Consider the following 14,389-nt stretch of genomic DNA (forward strand, 5'->3'; position numbering starts at 1 on the left):
CGCCCCGGGGCGACGGCGCACCAGCGCGGGCGCGACCGCCGCCCGCCACCGACCACCGCCGCGGGGGGAACGTGCGACCGACAGCGACACCGGGCCACACCGGGACACCGGAGCGGACCACGACCGGGGAGGGGAGAGCCGGACCGGAGGCCGCCGGGCCCGACGGCGCGCCCGCCCCCGCCCCGCAGACCGGCGCCGGAGGCCCCGTCGGCGGCACCGGACCGCACGGTCCCGCGCGCCGCCGGTGGAGCGGCCTGTGGCCCGCCGGCCCGCTGCTGGCCGCGCTCGCCCTCTGGACGTACGCCGTCCGGGCCACCGAGATCACCACCCTGGACGACTTCGGTCTCGTCACCGCCGTGCACCCCACGTACTGGGCCGGACTCGTCGTGCTCACCGTCGGGTTCTGGTTCACCGTCCGCCGCCCGGACCGCTCCGAGGGCTGGTCGCTGGCGTACGTCCTCGGCCTGCTGGTCATCGAGCGCGCCACCCAGGCCCTCGTCTACCCCACCCCGCTGTACGCCTGGGCGTGGAAGCACGACGCGGTCGTCGGCCACCTGCTGACCGCCGGCGGCCTCCAGACCGGGGCGGAACTCGGCGACATGGCCGTCTACGACCAGTGGCCCGGATTCTTCGCCCTGCAGGCCGCCGCGGTCCGGCTCGCCGGCGTGGAGGACACCCTCACCCTGATGAGCTGGTGGCCGCTGCTCTCCGGCGTCCTGGTGCTGGCGCCGCTGGTGCTGATCCACCGCACCTTCACCCAGGACCGTCGGCTGATCTGGACCGGCGTGTGGCTGTTCTGCGTCGGCAACTGGGTCGGCCAGGACTACTTCTCGCCGCAGTCCCTCGCGCTGGTGCTGCACCTGACGGTGATCGCCCTGGTGCTGCGCCGGTTCACCGCCGCCGAGCGCCGCGCCCCCGGGCAGGCCGTGTGGACCACCGTGCTGATCCTGGTGATGGTCCCGGTCGTGCTCTCCCACCAGCTCACCCCGGTGATGACGATCATGTCGCTGGGCGTGCTGGCGCTCACCCGCCGCCACCGCGACTGGGTGCCCTTCCTGGCCGCCGTCGCCCTCTTCGCCGCCTGGAACCTCACCGCGTCGCTGCCCTTCCTGTCCGCGGCACTGCCCGAGATGATCGCCTCCATCGGCGACATCGGCTCCAACGTCGAGACCGGTTACGGCACCACGCCCACCGGCACCGGCGCCGTGGCCACCTCCTGGGCGGCCCGCGCGCTGTCCGGCGTGGTGGTGCTGCTGGCCGCGCTCGGCGTCCTGCGCCAGCGCGAACTGCGCGCGCACGCCCGCCCGTTGCTGCTGCTCACCGTGGTGCCGCTGCTGCTGATCGCCGCCAACGACTACGGCAGCGAGATGATCTTCCGGGTGCTGATGTTCATGCTGCCCGGCGCCGCCTTCTTCGCCGCCGCCGCGCTGCTGCCGCGGACCGGGGCCGCCGTCGAGGCGCCGCCACGCCCCGCTCCCGCCCGTCACGTCTGGCTGCCGCTGCCGGTACTGCTCATCGCCTCCCTGGCCTTCGTGCCCGCCTACGCGGGCAAGGACCGGCTGAGCTACTTCCCGCCCGACGAGGTCGCCCTGGTCAGAGACCTCGTCGACCGCGCGCCCGACCGGTCGCTGATCGTCGCGCCCAACCGCAACTACCCGCTGGCGTACGACGACTACTGGCGGGTGGACCACTACTGGTTCCTCGAGGAGGACCGCGCGGTGGTCGACGGCATCCTGCGGCGGCCCGCCTTCATGCTGGCCCTCGACATGAAGGACCTCCCCGAACCAGGACGCTCCTACCTCCTGTTCACCGAGGGCCAGCGGGCCAATGCCGAGATGAACGGGCAGCTCACGGAGGACGAATGGCGCCGCATCGAGGCATCGGTGGCCGCCTCGCCGTTCTTCGACCGGGTGGCCGGCAACGCGGCCGGCTCGGTCTACGAACTCGACGTCGAGGCGATCGAGGAGGCCGCCCGGTGACCGCCCAGGAACTCGTCATGAGGATGCTGCCGCCCTTCACCGGGTGGCTCGCGCTCGGCGCGCTCGCCCTGCCCGACGGCTCCCCGGCGCGCGTCGCCGCCGTGGTGCTGTTCCTGGCGGCCGGACCGGGCACGGCGCTGGTGCGGATCTGGTGGCCCGCGCTGCGCGTCCGGCCCGCCGGGGCGCCCGCCGGGAACTGGGACCCCCGGTTCGCCCGCCGGACCGGCCTGCTGGAAGGGCTGCTCCTGGTGCCGCTGATCAGCGTCGCCGCCGTGACGGTCACCGCGACCGCCCTGCTGGCCGCGCACGCCTTCAGCGGACGGCGCGTCCTGCTGGTGCTCACCCTGCTGACCATGCTCGCCGCCTACTGCCCGAGGACGCGTCCGTCCTGACCCGAGGAAGGCCGGTTCCGTGAGGTTGCCCCGTCGTTCCCGAAACCCTGACGACCCGAACGCCGGCGGCCCGAAGCGCGGCGGCCCGAGCGCCGGCGGACCTGCCTCCCGTGCGGCGGCCGGGGCCGGACCGCGTCACGCGCGGCGCCGGTGGACCGGTTCCCGCGGGCGGCGCCGGTGGCCGCTGCTCGTCGTCGCCGCGGTCTGCGCCTCACTGGTCACCACGCTGGCCGTCCGGGCCGGCGCCGGCGGGCCGGAGGCCGGCCCGGAGTGCCGCGATCCCGTCTCCGACCTGCTGGAGCCGGCCTGCGGCGCATGGTTCGGCGCGTTCGTGCCGCACGCCAAGGCAGACCTCGCGGAGAAGGTCGAGGCCTACGAGCGGCGCGTCGGCCGCCGCCTCGACATCGTCTACACGTACCACGACATGTCCGAGGTCACCGCCACCCGCTGGGAGGGGCAGCTGCTGACCGCCCCGGAACAACGGGTCGGCCGCGACCGGATGCTGCTCCTGTCCTGGGAGAGCAAGGTGTGGGGCGGCACCGAGGCCCAGCAGCCCCGGTGGGAGGACATCGCCGCCGGAACGTACGACGCCGAGGTGATCGACGTCCAGGCGCGCCGGATCAAGGAGTACGGCGAACGCAACGACGGGCGGAAGGTGTTCCTCTCCTTCGACCTGGAGATGGACACCCGGGTCCCGGAGCACGGCACCCCCGAGGAGTTCGTGGCCGCCTGGCGCCACATCCACGACCGCTTCCGGGAACTCGGCGTGGACAACGTGATCTGGACCTGGATCACCACGGGGTACCCCGGTCACCGCGAGGTGATCCGCCGGCTCTACCCGGGCGACGACTACGTCGACTGGATCGGCTACAACCAGTACAACTACCACCGCTGCCACCGGACGCGGTGGAGGTCCTTCGAGGAGACCCAGACGGCGGTGCACCGCTGGATCCGCACCCACCTGTCGGACGACAAGCCGCTGATGCTCTCGGAGTTCGGCTCCGCCCACGACACGGCGCGGCCCTCCCGGCAGGCCGAGTGGTACCGGGACGTGCCGGACGTCCTCGAGAAGCTGGACGGGGTGAAGGCCGCCCTGCAGTGGAACTCCCGCGACCCCGGCCCGCACTGCGACCTGTCCCTCGCCAACGAGGAGTCCTGGGAGGCGATGCGGCGGCTGGCGGCGGACCCCCGCCTCAACCAGCCGCCGCCGTGAGGGCGCCGGGTCCCTCAGCCCGCGAACTCGGGCCCGCGCGCCACCGCGCGGGCCCTGCGGTACCAGCGCCAGCCGACCGTGAGGACGCCGTCCCGGTAGGGCGCCACCCGCGCGCCCTCCCCCCGCATCCACGCCTCCACGTCGGCCACCGTGTGGCCGCGCCGCACGATCAGCCGCGCGATCCGGTACCGCTCGTCCCGCTGCGAGCTCAGCGCGTGGCGGACGGCCGCCGCCGTCTCGTAACCGGTGCGCGCCGCCGCCCGCCGCACCGCGCCGCTGTTGTACCCGTGCGGGTACGCCAGGTGCCGGACCGGATGCCCCAGCGCGTCCTCCAACACCCGCTTGGAGTCCCGCAGTTCGTGAGCCAGGGCGCTCGGCCCCAGGGTGTCCAGCTGGGCGTGGGTCACCGTGTGACCGCCCACCTCGAGGCCCGCCTGCTCCAGCAGCGGCGCCTGGTCCAGCCGCATCATCGGCGCCGGCGGCAGCAGGCAGCGGCCGGACGGCGCGATCGCCCCCGTGGTCAGGTAGGCGGTTCCTGGGAGGCCCCGCGCGGCCATCGCGGCGGCCGTCGGGCCGGGCAGGTCCGCGAAACCGTCGTCGAAGGTGAGCACCACCGGCCGGGCCGGAAGCGGGGCGCGGCCGGCCAGGTGGTCGGCCAGGGCGCTCACCGTCACCGGCGTCCGGCCGCTCGCCACCACGGCGTCCAACTGGGCCTCGAACTGCCGCGGCGTCACCGTGAACTCGGCGATCCAGTTCGGGGGATCGTCCGTCACGGCGTGGTAGAGCAGCACCGGGACGGCGTCCGGCCGCGGCGCCCCCGGCGCGCTCACCGGGCCGTCACCGCCCGCCGCAGCGCCCGGCGGGCACGGACGTAGCCCAGCGGGCCGTAGAGCATGCCCCGGCGCTGGAGCCGGGAGAGCCGCCTCGGCCAGGGATGGTCACGCCCGTCGTGGCCCCCCGGGGCCGTGCCGGGCCCGTCGCCGTCGCGGACGGCGGTGAGCCGCCGGGCATGGGCGAGACCGCCCGGCAGGCGGCGCAGCAGCGCGGGCAGCAGGGCGGGGCGGCGCACCAGGACCGCCGTCAGGTAGGCGGTGAGCCCCGCGCCGTAGCCGAAGGCCTGGTTCTCCAGGTCCCGCCAGGTCTCCCGGTGGTGGTGCCAGACCAGGGCGCGCGGCACGTACCGCAGCCGGTGGCCCTCGGCGAGGACGCGGACGAAGGCGTACAGGTCGTCGCCGCCCTTCGCCGGGGTGCCCGTCCCGGTCGCCGCGTCGAAACCGCCGACGGCGCGGAGCACCTCCGTGCGGAACGCCATCGCCGCGCCCGAGCCGAACCGGCCGGCCGTGAACGGGAACAGCGGGTCGTCGGCGGGCGGATCGGCCGGGTCGAAGACCCGGGACGCGAACCCCTTGGCGAAGCCGCCGTTGCTCTCCAGCAGCACCTGGGCGGGCGTGCCCAGCCGGGCGGGCAGGATCAGCCCCGTCGTACAGCCCAGGTGGGGGTCGGAGGCGAACGGGGCGGTCAGCTCCGACAGCCAGCGGGGATCGGCGACCACGTCGTCGTCGGTGAACGCCACCACCTCGCCCGAGGCCGCCGCCAGCCCCGCGTTGTGGGCCCGCGCCAGCCCGGGCACGGGCTCCCTCACGTACCGCACGCGCCCGCCGTACCCGCCCTCGACCAGCTCGCGGGTGGCCGGGGTGACCGGCGCGTTGTCCACCACCACGACGTCGAAGTCCGGGTGGTCCTGCGCCAGCAGCGAGTCCACCGCCCGCGCGAGCCGGTCCGCCCGCTCCCGGGTGGCGACCACCACCGTGGTGCGCGGCGGCGGCCCCGGCCGCGGCCCGTCGTCGTCGGGGACCGGCAGCCGCCGTGCCGCCGCGGCCACCTCCTCCCGCGGGTCCCGGCCCTCCGGCACGGTCACCAGCAGCGTGCCCACCGGCACCCCGGCCCGCCGGACCAGGGCGAACACCTCCCCGTGGGTGACCGGCGGGCTCCCGGGGCCCGGCCGGAGCTCCGGCGGAGCGTCCTGCGGGGCCGGGCTCGCCCCCGGTCCAGCTTCCGGTGCAGGTCCCGGCAGCTCCAGCTCGGCGACCTGGACGGGCCGGACGGCCAGGAACCTGTCGATCTCCCGCCGTGTCGTACCACCGCTCATGCGAACTCCCCCCTCTGCTGCGGTGCTTGCCGCCGCGGTCCGGCCCGGTGCGTGGTGCACGGTGCGTGTGCCGGCGCCCGCGAGCCGTGCCCGGTGCGTGGTGCGCGTGTCCGCGAGCTGTGCCCGGTGCGCGTGTCCGTCAGCCGTGCCCGGTCCGCGCGGTGCGTCGGGTCCGCCTCAACCACGCAGGCGCCCCACGGTCTTCAGCCCCCGCGCCGCGAGCGAGGCCAGCCGGGGCCGGTCGCGCACGAACCCGTGGGCGCGGCGCGCCGGTTCGTGGCCCAGCCAGTGCAGGGCGGCGCCCACGCCCGGACGGATCACCGTCCCCTCGTGGACCCGCAGTTCACCGGTCCTGAGCGCGTCCTTGTACTCGGCCGCCCCGCGCCCCATGTCCAGCAGCCCGATGCCTGCCGCGGCGGCGGCCTCCGCCATCCGCAGGTGCAGCACCAGCCCCGGCGAGTACTTCGCCAACTCCGGTTCGTACGCCGGGAACCAGCAGGCCAGGACGGTGGACGAACGCAGCCCGAAGTGCGCGGCCACCGGCCGGTCGGCGGCGTAGAGCACCGACAGCACGCCCGAGCACTCCTGCGCCCGGGTGGCGGCCAGCAGGTGCACCAGCCGGCTGATCCACTCCCGGGCGAACCGGTCCCGGCGGCCGGTCCGGCGGTACTGCGCCGACTTCCACGCCATCAGGGTGCGCAACGCCCCCGGATCCCGCTCGTCGAAGACGAAGCGGACCTCGCCGACCTGGCGGCCGAGCCGCCGCTCCTTGGCCAGCGTGGTCTTCAGGAACTTCGGCGACTGCCGCCGGAGCACCTCGAGATAGGCCGGATAGCCCTCCCCGACGTCGATCACGTACGACGGGCAGGCGTCGGCCGCGTGACCGGCGAAGAGCGCCTGGCCGTCCTCGAGGTTGTCGAAGGTGAAGCTGTTCAGCGAGCAGGCGCGCAGCAACTCCTGTGCGGTGATGCCCAGTTGCGGGCGCAGTACGGCACCCTGCAGGTCGGATACGCCGAGTCCCAGCGCCCTGCCGCTGCCCCACGTGCCCCTCTCGAAGGGCAGGAAGCCGACGATCTCCCGGTCGTCGCCGGTGAGGCCGCCGCCGGCCTCCTCGATCACCGCCACCCGCGCCCGGGGCCTGACCCGGCCCAGGGCGACGGCGAACTCCGGCTCCATGAAGGGATTCCTGATCGCCCCCGACTTCGCCCTCAACTCCCGCCAGCTCTCGGTCTCCTCCGCCCCGAGCTGCGCGGGCCTCAGCACACGGACACGTCGTCCACCGCTCACGATGACCCCCCGGTCGAAGCGCCCACGGCCTCCGGACCCCCCGGCCCGTGGACACCGCGAGGATCGTATAGCGGCGGGGAGTTCTCCGGTAGATACCGCCGCAGGACGTGACCAAGTGAGGAGAAAGCGACAACCGGAGCATGGGATCCACCGGGCCGGCGCCGGGCGGTCCGCGGCCGTCCCGGGGACGCTGGCCGCGGTCCGGGGCGCGCTATAGCGTGGGGCATCCGGTCACGGCGCCGCACGCGCCGCACGCAGTTCGACAGGAACGGGACGGAAAGCATGTCGGGAGAGATCTCGTCCACGGGGGAGTCCGGTCGCACCGGGTCCGGACCGGCGCCCGAGGTGCGGGCCTCGCACGCGGACCGGGACCGGGTGGTGGACGTGCTGCGCGTCGCGGCGGGTGACGGCCTGCTGACCGCGGAGGAGCTGGACGAGCGCCTGGAGGTCGCCCTGTCCGCCCGTACCCTCGGTGAGCTGTCCGGCCTCACCGCCGACCTGCCGCCCGTGTCGGTCACCGGCGGCGCGGTCCGGGGCGAGGTCAAGGACCTGGTCCGGATCGAGCAGGCGTTCAGCGGCGGGGTCGAGCGCGAGGGGCGGTGGGTGGTGCCGCGGACGCTGGAACTCGCCGTCACCTTCAGCGACGTGACCCTCGACTTCACGGACGCGGTGATCACGCACGACACCCTGCGGATCGACCTCCGCATGACGGGCAAGACGCTCACGCTGATCACCCGTCCCGGCATCGAGGTCGACACCGACGAACTGCAGCTGGTGCACAGCCGGGTCAGCCGCCGCCGGGCCGCCACGGCCCCCTACGCGCCGGTCGTCCTGCGCGTGGAGGTGACCGGCCAGAAGACCCACGGCCGGGTCGTGATCCGGCCGCGGCGGCGGACGTTCACCCAGTGGCTGCTGCGGAGACCGGCGGCCGACGGTTCCTGAGCGGGCGGGTCCGGCTCGGGGCGGACTGCCGCCGGCCGGGGACCTCCGGCGGACGACGAGGGACCTTCGGCAGGTGACGGAGGGACCATCGGCCACGCCGGCCCACCTCCCGCTCATGATCGTATTGCGCCCGGGAAGCCACGCGCACATGCAGGGAAGTGATGACATGCGTCCGCCCATCTGGCCGCCGTCCGCCCGTCCGGGCAGGGCGAACCGCGCCGAGCAGGGCCTTTCACCCACCGGTGGACCCCGAGGGGCGGACGGGCGGTGAAGGACTACCACGCCCTGCTGGCCCGCCAGGAGGCCATGCGGTTGCGACAGCAACTCCTCGCCCCGTCCGGCCCGGCGGCATCGGGCGACGACGGCCGCCACGGCCCGGACCCGGACCTCTACGACGGCGCCGCCGACCAGGCGCTGATCGTCCGCGACCTGCCGCTGGTGACGCCCCTCGCGACGCTGATCGACCGGCTCTACGAGGCGATGTTCACCCGCCACCCCTATCTGCGGCAGCTCTTCCCGGAGTCGATGGCGTTCCAGCGCACCCACTTGGAGCGCGCCTTCCGGTTCTCCGTGGAACACCTCGACCGGCCCGCGGAACTGGCCGACTTCTTCAGCCGGCTCGGCAGCGGCCACCGGCGCCTCGGCGTGCTCCCCGCCCACTACCAGGTCTTCGAGGAGTCCCTGGTCGAGGCGCTCCGGACGACGGCCGGGGACGCCTGGCCGGTGGAGACCGAACAGGCGTGGGTGCGCATGCACCGGTTCGTCACCGCCGCTATGGTCGACGGGGCCGCCCGGACCGCCCGTGAACCCGGCCGGTGGCGCGCCACGGTCGTGCGGCACGAACTGCGCGCCCCCGACCTGGCGGTCCTGCGGCTGCGCCCCGCCGAGCCGTTCCGTTTCCGCGCGGGCCAGTACGTCCCCGTGCAGAGCCCGGTGCTGCCGCACACCTGGCGCCCCTACACCGTCGCCGGAGCCCCGGCGGGCGACCTCGAACTGCACGTGCGGTGCGTGGCGGCCGGCGGGGTGAGCGAGGCGCTGGTGGCCCGCACCGCGGCGGGCGACGACCTGTCCCTGGGCCGCCCCGAGGGCAGCACCGTCCTCGACGACGACCTCGACCGCGACGTGCTGATCGTGGCCGGCGGCACCGGCTGGGCGACGGCGAAGGCGCTGCTGGAGGAGCTGGTCCGCCGCCGCCCCCTGGGCCGCAGCGCCCACGTCGTCGTCGGCGCCCGCAGCGCGGCCGAGTTCTACGACGACACGGCGCTGGCCCGCCTGGAGGCCCGGGCCCCGTGGCTTCGGGTCACCCGCGTCACGGACGCCGACGGGCCGGGCTCCCTGCTCGCCGAGGTCGCGCGGCACGCGGACCGGGGCGGTGTCACGGCCTACCTGAGCGGTCCGCCCGGGCTGGTCGCCGCCGGGGCCGCGGTCCTGCGGCAGGCCGGCGTCCCGGGCCACCGCGTGCGGCACGACCCCTTCCCCGTGGGCGCAGGCGCGGAGGGCGCGGGCCCGGTGGCACCCCACTTCGGAAGGCCGTCGGACCTGGTGGGCCACCGGGCGCGCTGACGACCGGACCGGAGCCGCCTGGAGCCACCCGGTGCTGCCCGGTGCCGTCTGGAGTCACCGGGAGCCGCCCGGAGCCGTCCGGCGCCGCCTGGTGCCACCCGGAGCCGCCTGGAGCCGTCCGGTGCCGCCCGGAGGTACTCGCTAGCCGCCCGGAGGTCCCCGGGCGGCCGGAGGGCCGGGCGCGGTCAGTCCCGCTCGGCCGTGGGCAGCGAGACGTACAGCCGGGTGCCGCGCGGGCGGAAGCCGACGCGTTCGTAGACGCGGCGCGAGCCCTCGCCGGAGTACTCCAGCCAGACGGACCGCGCGCCCGCCTCGAACATCGTCCCGGCCAGGGAGGCGGTCACCGCGGCGGCGACGCCGTGGCCGCGATGGGCGGGCCGGGTGCCGACCCCGCTCAGCTCGGCCGTGCCCTCGGCCGGCGCGGAACAGGACGCCCCGCCGGCCACACCGCCGTGCGGGTCGCGCACGAAGCGGACCGCGCCGCCGCCCTCCTGGGTCCGGCGCAGGCGGGCGGCGCCCTCCGCGGAGGGCGGGAAGAGTCCGCCGAACGCCTCCGCCAGAGCCGCGTCGAGCCGCAGGAACTCCTCGTCCGTCGCCGGGGTCTCCACCCGCGGCGACCCAGCGTGCCGGGGCGGCGCCAGCGTGTCCGGTGCGCACACCAGGTACTCGTGCACCGCCTCGGTGGTGAACCCCGCGGCGCGCAGGGCCGGTTCCACCTCCGGTGCGGCCTCCGGCGCGAACTCCAGCCGGGGCAGCAGACCGCGCTCCCGGAAGAGCCCGATCAGCGCCGTGACGTCCTGCCGGGTCGGCCGCGCACCGGGCAGCGGGGTGGCGTAGTTGATGTAGGGGCTGTCGGTGCCCGGGACGAAACCGGCGACGAACCCGCCGGCCTCGACGGTCTCGGGACGGCGGCGGAGGTTGGCGACGGCAAAGCTCTGGACCTGCATGTCCATGGTGGTGGTGACCTCACGGAAGTCTCGGAGAAGCCCTCGGCGCACAGGGACCTGCGGTCCGGCGCGGGGCGCGGGAGAGCGGCGATGCCTCGGGCATCGCGTCGTGGGGCCGCCGTGCGGAAGGACCGTACGGGAGCGTGTCAGGCGGAGCCGGGGCCGGACGGCCTCGGGCTCAGTGCCGACGGCGGCCGCTGCGGGACGCCGAGAACAATGGCTTTCGTTCCTCACCGTGGAAGCGCCCGCGGGAACGCGGACGCGGGCCACCCTCCCACGCCGCCCTCCCCGCGGGCAAGCCGCCGACGGTGCCGCGCGGGCCGCCCCGGTGCCGGCCCGGCGGCCGGTGGCGCTGCGCACCGGAACGCGGCCCATCCGGGCCCGGCCGCCGCTTGGTGGCGGGGACGCGTGGTCGCGGATCGCGCGGGAGGTCGCCGGAGGGGACCGGTGCCCGGGTGCGTAGGCCGCCGTCCGCGGGGGACCCGGGCGGCGGAGGCGAGGCTCGTGGAACAGTCCTTGCGGTACGGAAGACGGCGGCCCGGTGCCCGCAGGCCGCTCGAGGGCAGGATCGCGGTGGTGACCGGTGCCGCGCGCGGCGTCGGAGCCGCGCTGGCGCGGGACCTCGCGGGGCGCGGCGCCCACGTGGCGCTGCTGGGACACGGCCGGGAGCGGCTGGAGCGCCTGGCGCGGGAACTGCCGACCCCCGCGCTGCCGGTGGAGACGGACGTCACCGACGACGCCGGCATGGCCGCGGCGGCCCGTGAGGTGCGGGAACGGCTCGGGCCGCCGTCCGTGGTGGTGGCCAACGCCGGGATCGCGGAGGGCGGGCCCTTCGTGACCTCCGACCCCGCGCTGTGGCGGCGTGTGATCGACGTGAACCTCACCGGCAGCGCGGTCACCGCGCGGGCGTTCCTGCCGGACCTGCTCCGCACCCGCGGCTACTTCCTGCAGGTCGCCTCGCTGGCGTCGTTCGGCTCCGCGCCCATGATGAGCGCGTACTGCGCCTCCAAGGCGGGCGTCGAGGCCTTCGCGCACAGCCTGCGCGCCGAGCTCGCCCACCAGGGGGTGGGGGTGGGCATCGGCTATCTGAACTGGACCGACACCGACATGATCCGGGACGCCGACAGGTACCCCGTGCTGCGGGAGCTGCGCGGGCACATGCCGGCGCCGGCCCGGAAGGTGTACCCCGCCCCCGAGGTCGCCCGGCGGCTCGGGGACGCGGCGGAGCGGCGTCGTGCCACCACCTACATCCCCGTGTGGCTGCGGGCCGTCCAGGGGATCCGCGCCGCGCTGCCGGCCGTGGTCACGGCGGTGTCCCGGTACGAGTTGCCGCGGCTGGAGGCGGAGGGGCCGCTGGAGCCCACCGGCCCGCTCGGGGCCGGCGGCGCGGCCGACCGGGCCGCCCGGCCACCGGCACGGGGCGCCTGACCCCACCGGTCCCGCCACCCGCGCCCCCGGCCTTCCGCAGCCCGCACCCGCGCCCGCCGCCGGAACCGCCCGGGTTCGTCCCCCGCGCTACGGGGCACCCGGCCCGCGACCGTCGGCAGCAGGGGGACGGACCGAACAGGACGCGGAGGCGGGAGACGGCATGGCCAAGCGGCACCGGTTGATCAGGGCGACGCCCGGACAGGTCTGGGAGGTCCTCGCGGACGGCGAGCGGTACGCGGACTGGGTGGTGGGCACCTCCCGTTCGAAGCCGGTGCGGGGCCAGTGGCCCGAGGTCGGCGCGGCGATCTCCTACGAGGTGCGCATCGGCCCGGTCCGGCTGCACAACGAGACCGTGGTGCGCCGCTGCGTGCCCGGCCGCGAACTCGAACTCGAGGCGAAGGCAGGGCCGCTGGGCACCGCGCGGATCGCCATCGACGTCCGCTCCTGGGGCGACGACAGCCTGGTCGTCGTCGACGAGCACCCCCTCCAGGGGGCCGGCGGGAAGATCCACAACGTGGGTGTGGAGGCGCTGATCCAACTCCGCCACCGGGAGATGCTCCGGCGGCTGGAGGAGGTCTGCGAGGAGGCCCGCCGCCACCCCGGCGGCGGACGGTCCGCACCGGGCCGGCCCGAACCCGCCGGAGCGTGACAGCGGCGGAGCCCGCCGGAGCCGCCCGCTAGCGGCGGAGCCCGCAGGAGCGTGACAGCCGCGGAGTCCGCGGGCCGGAGCCCGGGAGCCGGGCCGGAGGAAGGAGTGCCATGCCCGACGCCGTGGTGATCGGAGCCGGCCCGAACGGGCTGGTCGCGGCCAATCTGCTGGCCGACGCCGGCTGGAGCGTCGTCGTCCTGGAGGAGCAGCCCGAGCCCGGCGGGGCGGTGCGGCACGACCGGGGCGTCGACCCGGAGTTCGTGCACGACCTGTTCAGCGCGTTCTACCCGCTCGCCGCCGCCTCCCCGGTCGTGGAGAGCCTGCGGCTGGAGCGGTACGGGCTGCGCTGGCGGCACGCCCCCCGGGTGGTCGCCCACCCGCTGAGCGACGGCCGGTGCGCCGTGCTCGGCCGGACCCTCGGGCAGACCGTCACCTCCCTGGAGGCTTTCGCGGAGGGCGACGGCGAGGCCTGGCGCGAGCTGCACACCGTCTGGGACCGGCTGCGGCCCGACCTGCTGGACGCGCTGTTCACCCCGTTCCCGCCGGTCAAGGCCGGCGCCCGGCTGGCCTGGAAGCTCCGCGGCACCGGCGGGCTGCGGATGGCGCGCAGCCTGGTGCTGCCGGTACGGCGGCTGGGGGAGGAGGAGTTCGACGCCGAGGGCGGCCGGCTGCTGCTGGCCGGCAACGCGCTCCACGCCGACCTGGCCCCCGAGGCGGCGGGCAGCGGCGGCTTCGGCTGGCTGATGGCCATGCTGGGCCAGAGCTACGGCTTCCCGGTGCCCGAGGGCGGCGCCGGCGGGCTGATCGCCGCCCTGGTGGCACGGCTGGAGGACCGCGGCGGCGTCGTGCGCTGCGGGGAGCGCGTCGCTGAGGTCGTGGTGCGGCAGGGCACCGCCGTCGCCGTGCGCACCGCCGGGGGCGACACGGTCGACGCCCGGCGCGCGGTGCTGGCCGACGTCTCCGCCCCCGCCCTGTACGGCGGGCTCGTCGCCCCCGAGCACCTGCCCGGCGAACTGCTCGAGGACCTCAAGCGTTTCCAGTGGGACTTCGCCACGGTCAAGGTCGACTGGGCGCTGGACGGCTCCATCCCCTGGACCTCGCCCGAGGCGGGGCTCGCGGGCACGGTGCACCTGGCGGACGGCGTGGACGAGCTCACCCGGTTCGCCGCGCAGCTCGCCATGGGCCGCGTCCCGGACCGGCCGTTCTGCGTCCTCGGCCAGATGACGACCACCGACCCGACCCGCTCGCCGGCCGGCACCGAGTCCGCGTGGGCGTACACCCACGTGCCGCACGAGGTCCGCGGCGACGCCGGCGAGGAGGGCATCACCGGCGCCTGGGACGCGGGCGAGGGGGAGCGGATGGCCGACCGGATCGAACGCGAGGTGGAGCGCTTCGCCCCCGGCTTCCGCGACCGGATCCGCGCCCGCCGCGTGCTCACCCCGCCCACCATGGAGGCCATGGACGCCAACCTGCACGGCGGTGCCATCAACGGCGGCACCACGGCCATGCACCAGCAGCTGGTGTTCCGCCCGATCCCCGGCACCGGACGTCCGGAGACGGCCGTGCGGCGGCTCTACCTGGCGTCCGCGGCCGCCCACCCCGGCGGCGGCGTGCACGGCGCGCCCGGCGCCAACGCGGCCCGCGCCGCACTGCACGGGCGGCGCCCCGCGGGCACGGCCCGCGCCCAGCGGCTGCTGACCCGGCGGAACCGCAAGGGCGAACGGAGCCCCGTGCCGGACGAGTGGTGAGCGACGGCGGAGGGACGGCGGTACGGCGCGGCGCAGCGGCGGCCGTCCCGATTGCCCGCGGTGGGCCGCGGGTGCCCGCGGTTGCCGGAGGC

12 protein-coding genes are annotated in these 14,389 nt (G+C 76.0%); 8 read left to right on the top strand and 4 right to left on the bottom strand.

The window, feature by feature from the left end; all coding sequences use genetic code 11:
* The first annotated feature begins 71 nt into the window (after positions 1-71).
* From ABZ836_RS12300 to ABZ836_RS12310, 3 genes are read left to right on the top strand one after another with little or no spacing between them, the layout of a single operon-like run.
* Positions 72-1,979: a glycosyltransferase gene (locus ABZ836_RS12300; RefSeq protein WP_361141591.1), complete on the top strand. Its 1,908-nt coding sequence runs from the start codon at positions 72-74 to the stop codon at positions 1,977-1,979.
* Positions 1,976-2,371, top strand: a complete 396-nt coding sequence (locus tag ABZ836_RS12305) for a hypothetical protein (protein WP_361141593.1) — start codon at positions 1,976-1,978, stop codon at positions 2,369-2,371. The genes ABZ836_RS12300 and ABZ836_RS12305 overlap by 4 nt, the downstream gene beginning before the upstream one ends.
* 19 nt (positions 2,372-2,390) lie before the next feature.
* Positions 2,391-3,584 (top strand): glycosyl hydrolase, encoded by a 1,194-nt coding sequence (locus ABZ836_RS12310; RefSeq protein ID WP_361141595.1) that lies wholly within the window; start codon positions 2,391-2,393, stop codon positions 3,582-3,584.
* 14 nt (positions 3,585-3,598) lie between these two features.
* Here ABZ836_RS12310 and ABZ836_RS12315 read toward each other — a convergent pair whose 3' ends face one another.
* From ABZ836_RS12315 to ABZ836_RS12325, 3 genes are all read right to left on the bottom strand, one after another.
* The gene (locus ABZ836_RS12315; RefSeq protein ID WP_361141748.1) at positions 3,599-4,375 is read right to left on the bottom strand and encodes a polysaccharide deacetylase family protein; all 777 of its coding nucleotides are present in this window, start codon (positions 4,373-4,375) and stop codon (positions 3,599-3,601) included.
* 35 nt (positions 4,376-4,410) lie between these two features.
* A complete protein-coding gene (locus ABZ836_RS12320) occupies positions 4,411-5,733 on the bottom strand; it encodes a glycosyltransferase (RefSeq protein WP_361141597.1) in 1,323 nt (440 codons plus the stop codon).
* Positions 5,734-5,910: 177 nt separating this feature from the next.
* The gene (locus ABZ836_RS12325) at positions 5,911-6,996 is read right to left on the bottom strand and encodes a GNAT family N-acetyltransferase (RefSeq protein WP_356129494.1); all 1,086 of its coding nucleotides are present in this window, start codon (positions 6,994-6,996) and stop codon (positions 5,911-5,913) included.
* Between the two features lie 306 nt (positions 6,997-7,302).
* Here ABZ836_RS12325 and ABZ836_RS12330 point away from each other — a divergent pair, with 306 nt between their 5' ends.
* Positions 7,303-7,962 carry a DUF1707 domain-containing protein gene (locus tag ABZ836_RS12330; RefSeq protein ID WP_361141599.1) on the top strand — a complete coding sequence of 220 codons (660 nt, stop codon included), beginning with the start codon at positions 7,303-7,305 and terminating at the stop codon, positions 7,960-7,962.
* 267 nt (positions 7,963-8,229) lie between these two features.
* Positions 8,230-9,525 carry a globin domain-containing protein gene (locus ABZ836_RS12335; protein ID WP_361141601.1) on the top strand — a complete coding sequence of 432 codons (1,296 nt, stop codon included), beginning with the start codon at positions 8,230-8,232 and terminating at the stop codon, positions 9,523-9,525.
* 185 nt (positions 9,526-9,710) lie between these two features.
* Here the strand turns inward: ABZ836_RS12335 and ABZ836_RS12340 are convergent, their stop codons facing one another.
* Positions 9,711-10,478, bottom strand: coding sequence for a GNAT family N-acetyltransferase (locus ABZ836_RS12340; protein WP_361141603.1), 768 nt, complete (start codon positions 10,476-10,478; stop codon positions 9,711-9,713).
* A gap of 498 nt (positions 10,479-10,976) precedes the next feature.
* On the opposite strand from ABZ836_RS12340, the gene ABZ836_RS12345 reads away from it, so the two are divergent.
* From ABZ836_RS12345 to ABZ836_RS12355, 3 genes are all read left to right on the top strand, one after another.
* Positions 10,977-11,900: an SDR family oxidoreductase gene (locus ABZ836_RS12345; protein WP_361141605.1), complete on the top strand. Its 924-nt coding sequence runs from the start codon at positions 10,977-10,979 to the stop codon at positions 11,898-11,900.
* Positions 11,901-12,060: 160 nt separating this feature from the next.
* Positions 12,061-12,549 (top strand): SRPBCC family protein, encoded by a 489-nt coding sequence (locus ABZ836_RS12350; RefSeq protein ID WP_361141607.1) that lies wholly within the window; start codon positions 12,061-12,063, stop codon positions 12,547-12,549.
* A gap of 110 nt (positions 12,550-12,659) precedes the next feature.
* Positions 12,660-14,297, top strand: coding sequence for an NAD(P)/FAD-dependent oxidoreductase (locus ABZ836_RS12355; protein ID WP_356129482.1), 1,638 nt, complete (start codon positions 12,660-12,662; stop codon positions 14,295-14,297).
* Positions 14,298-14,389 lie beyond the last annotated feature (92 nt).

It is taken from the genome of Streptomyces sp. NPDC047130, assembly GCF_040643475.1.
Lineage (GTDB): Bacteria > Actinomycetota > Actinomycetes > Streptomycetales > Streptomycetaceae > Streptomyces.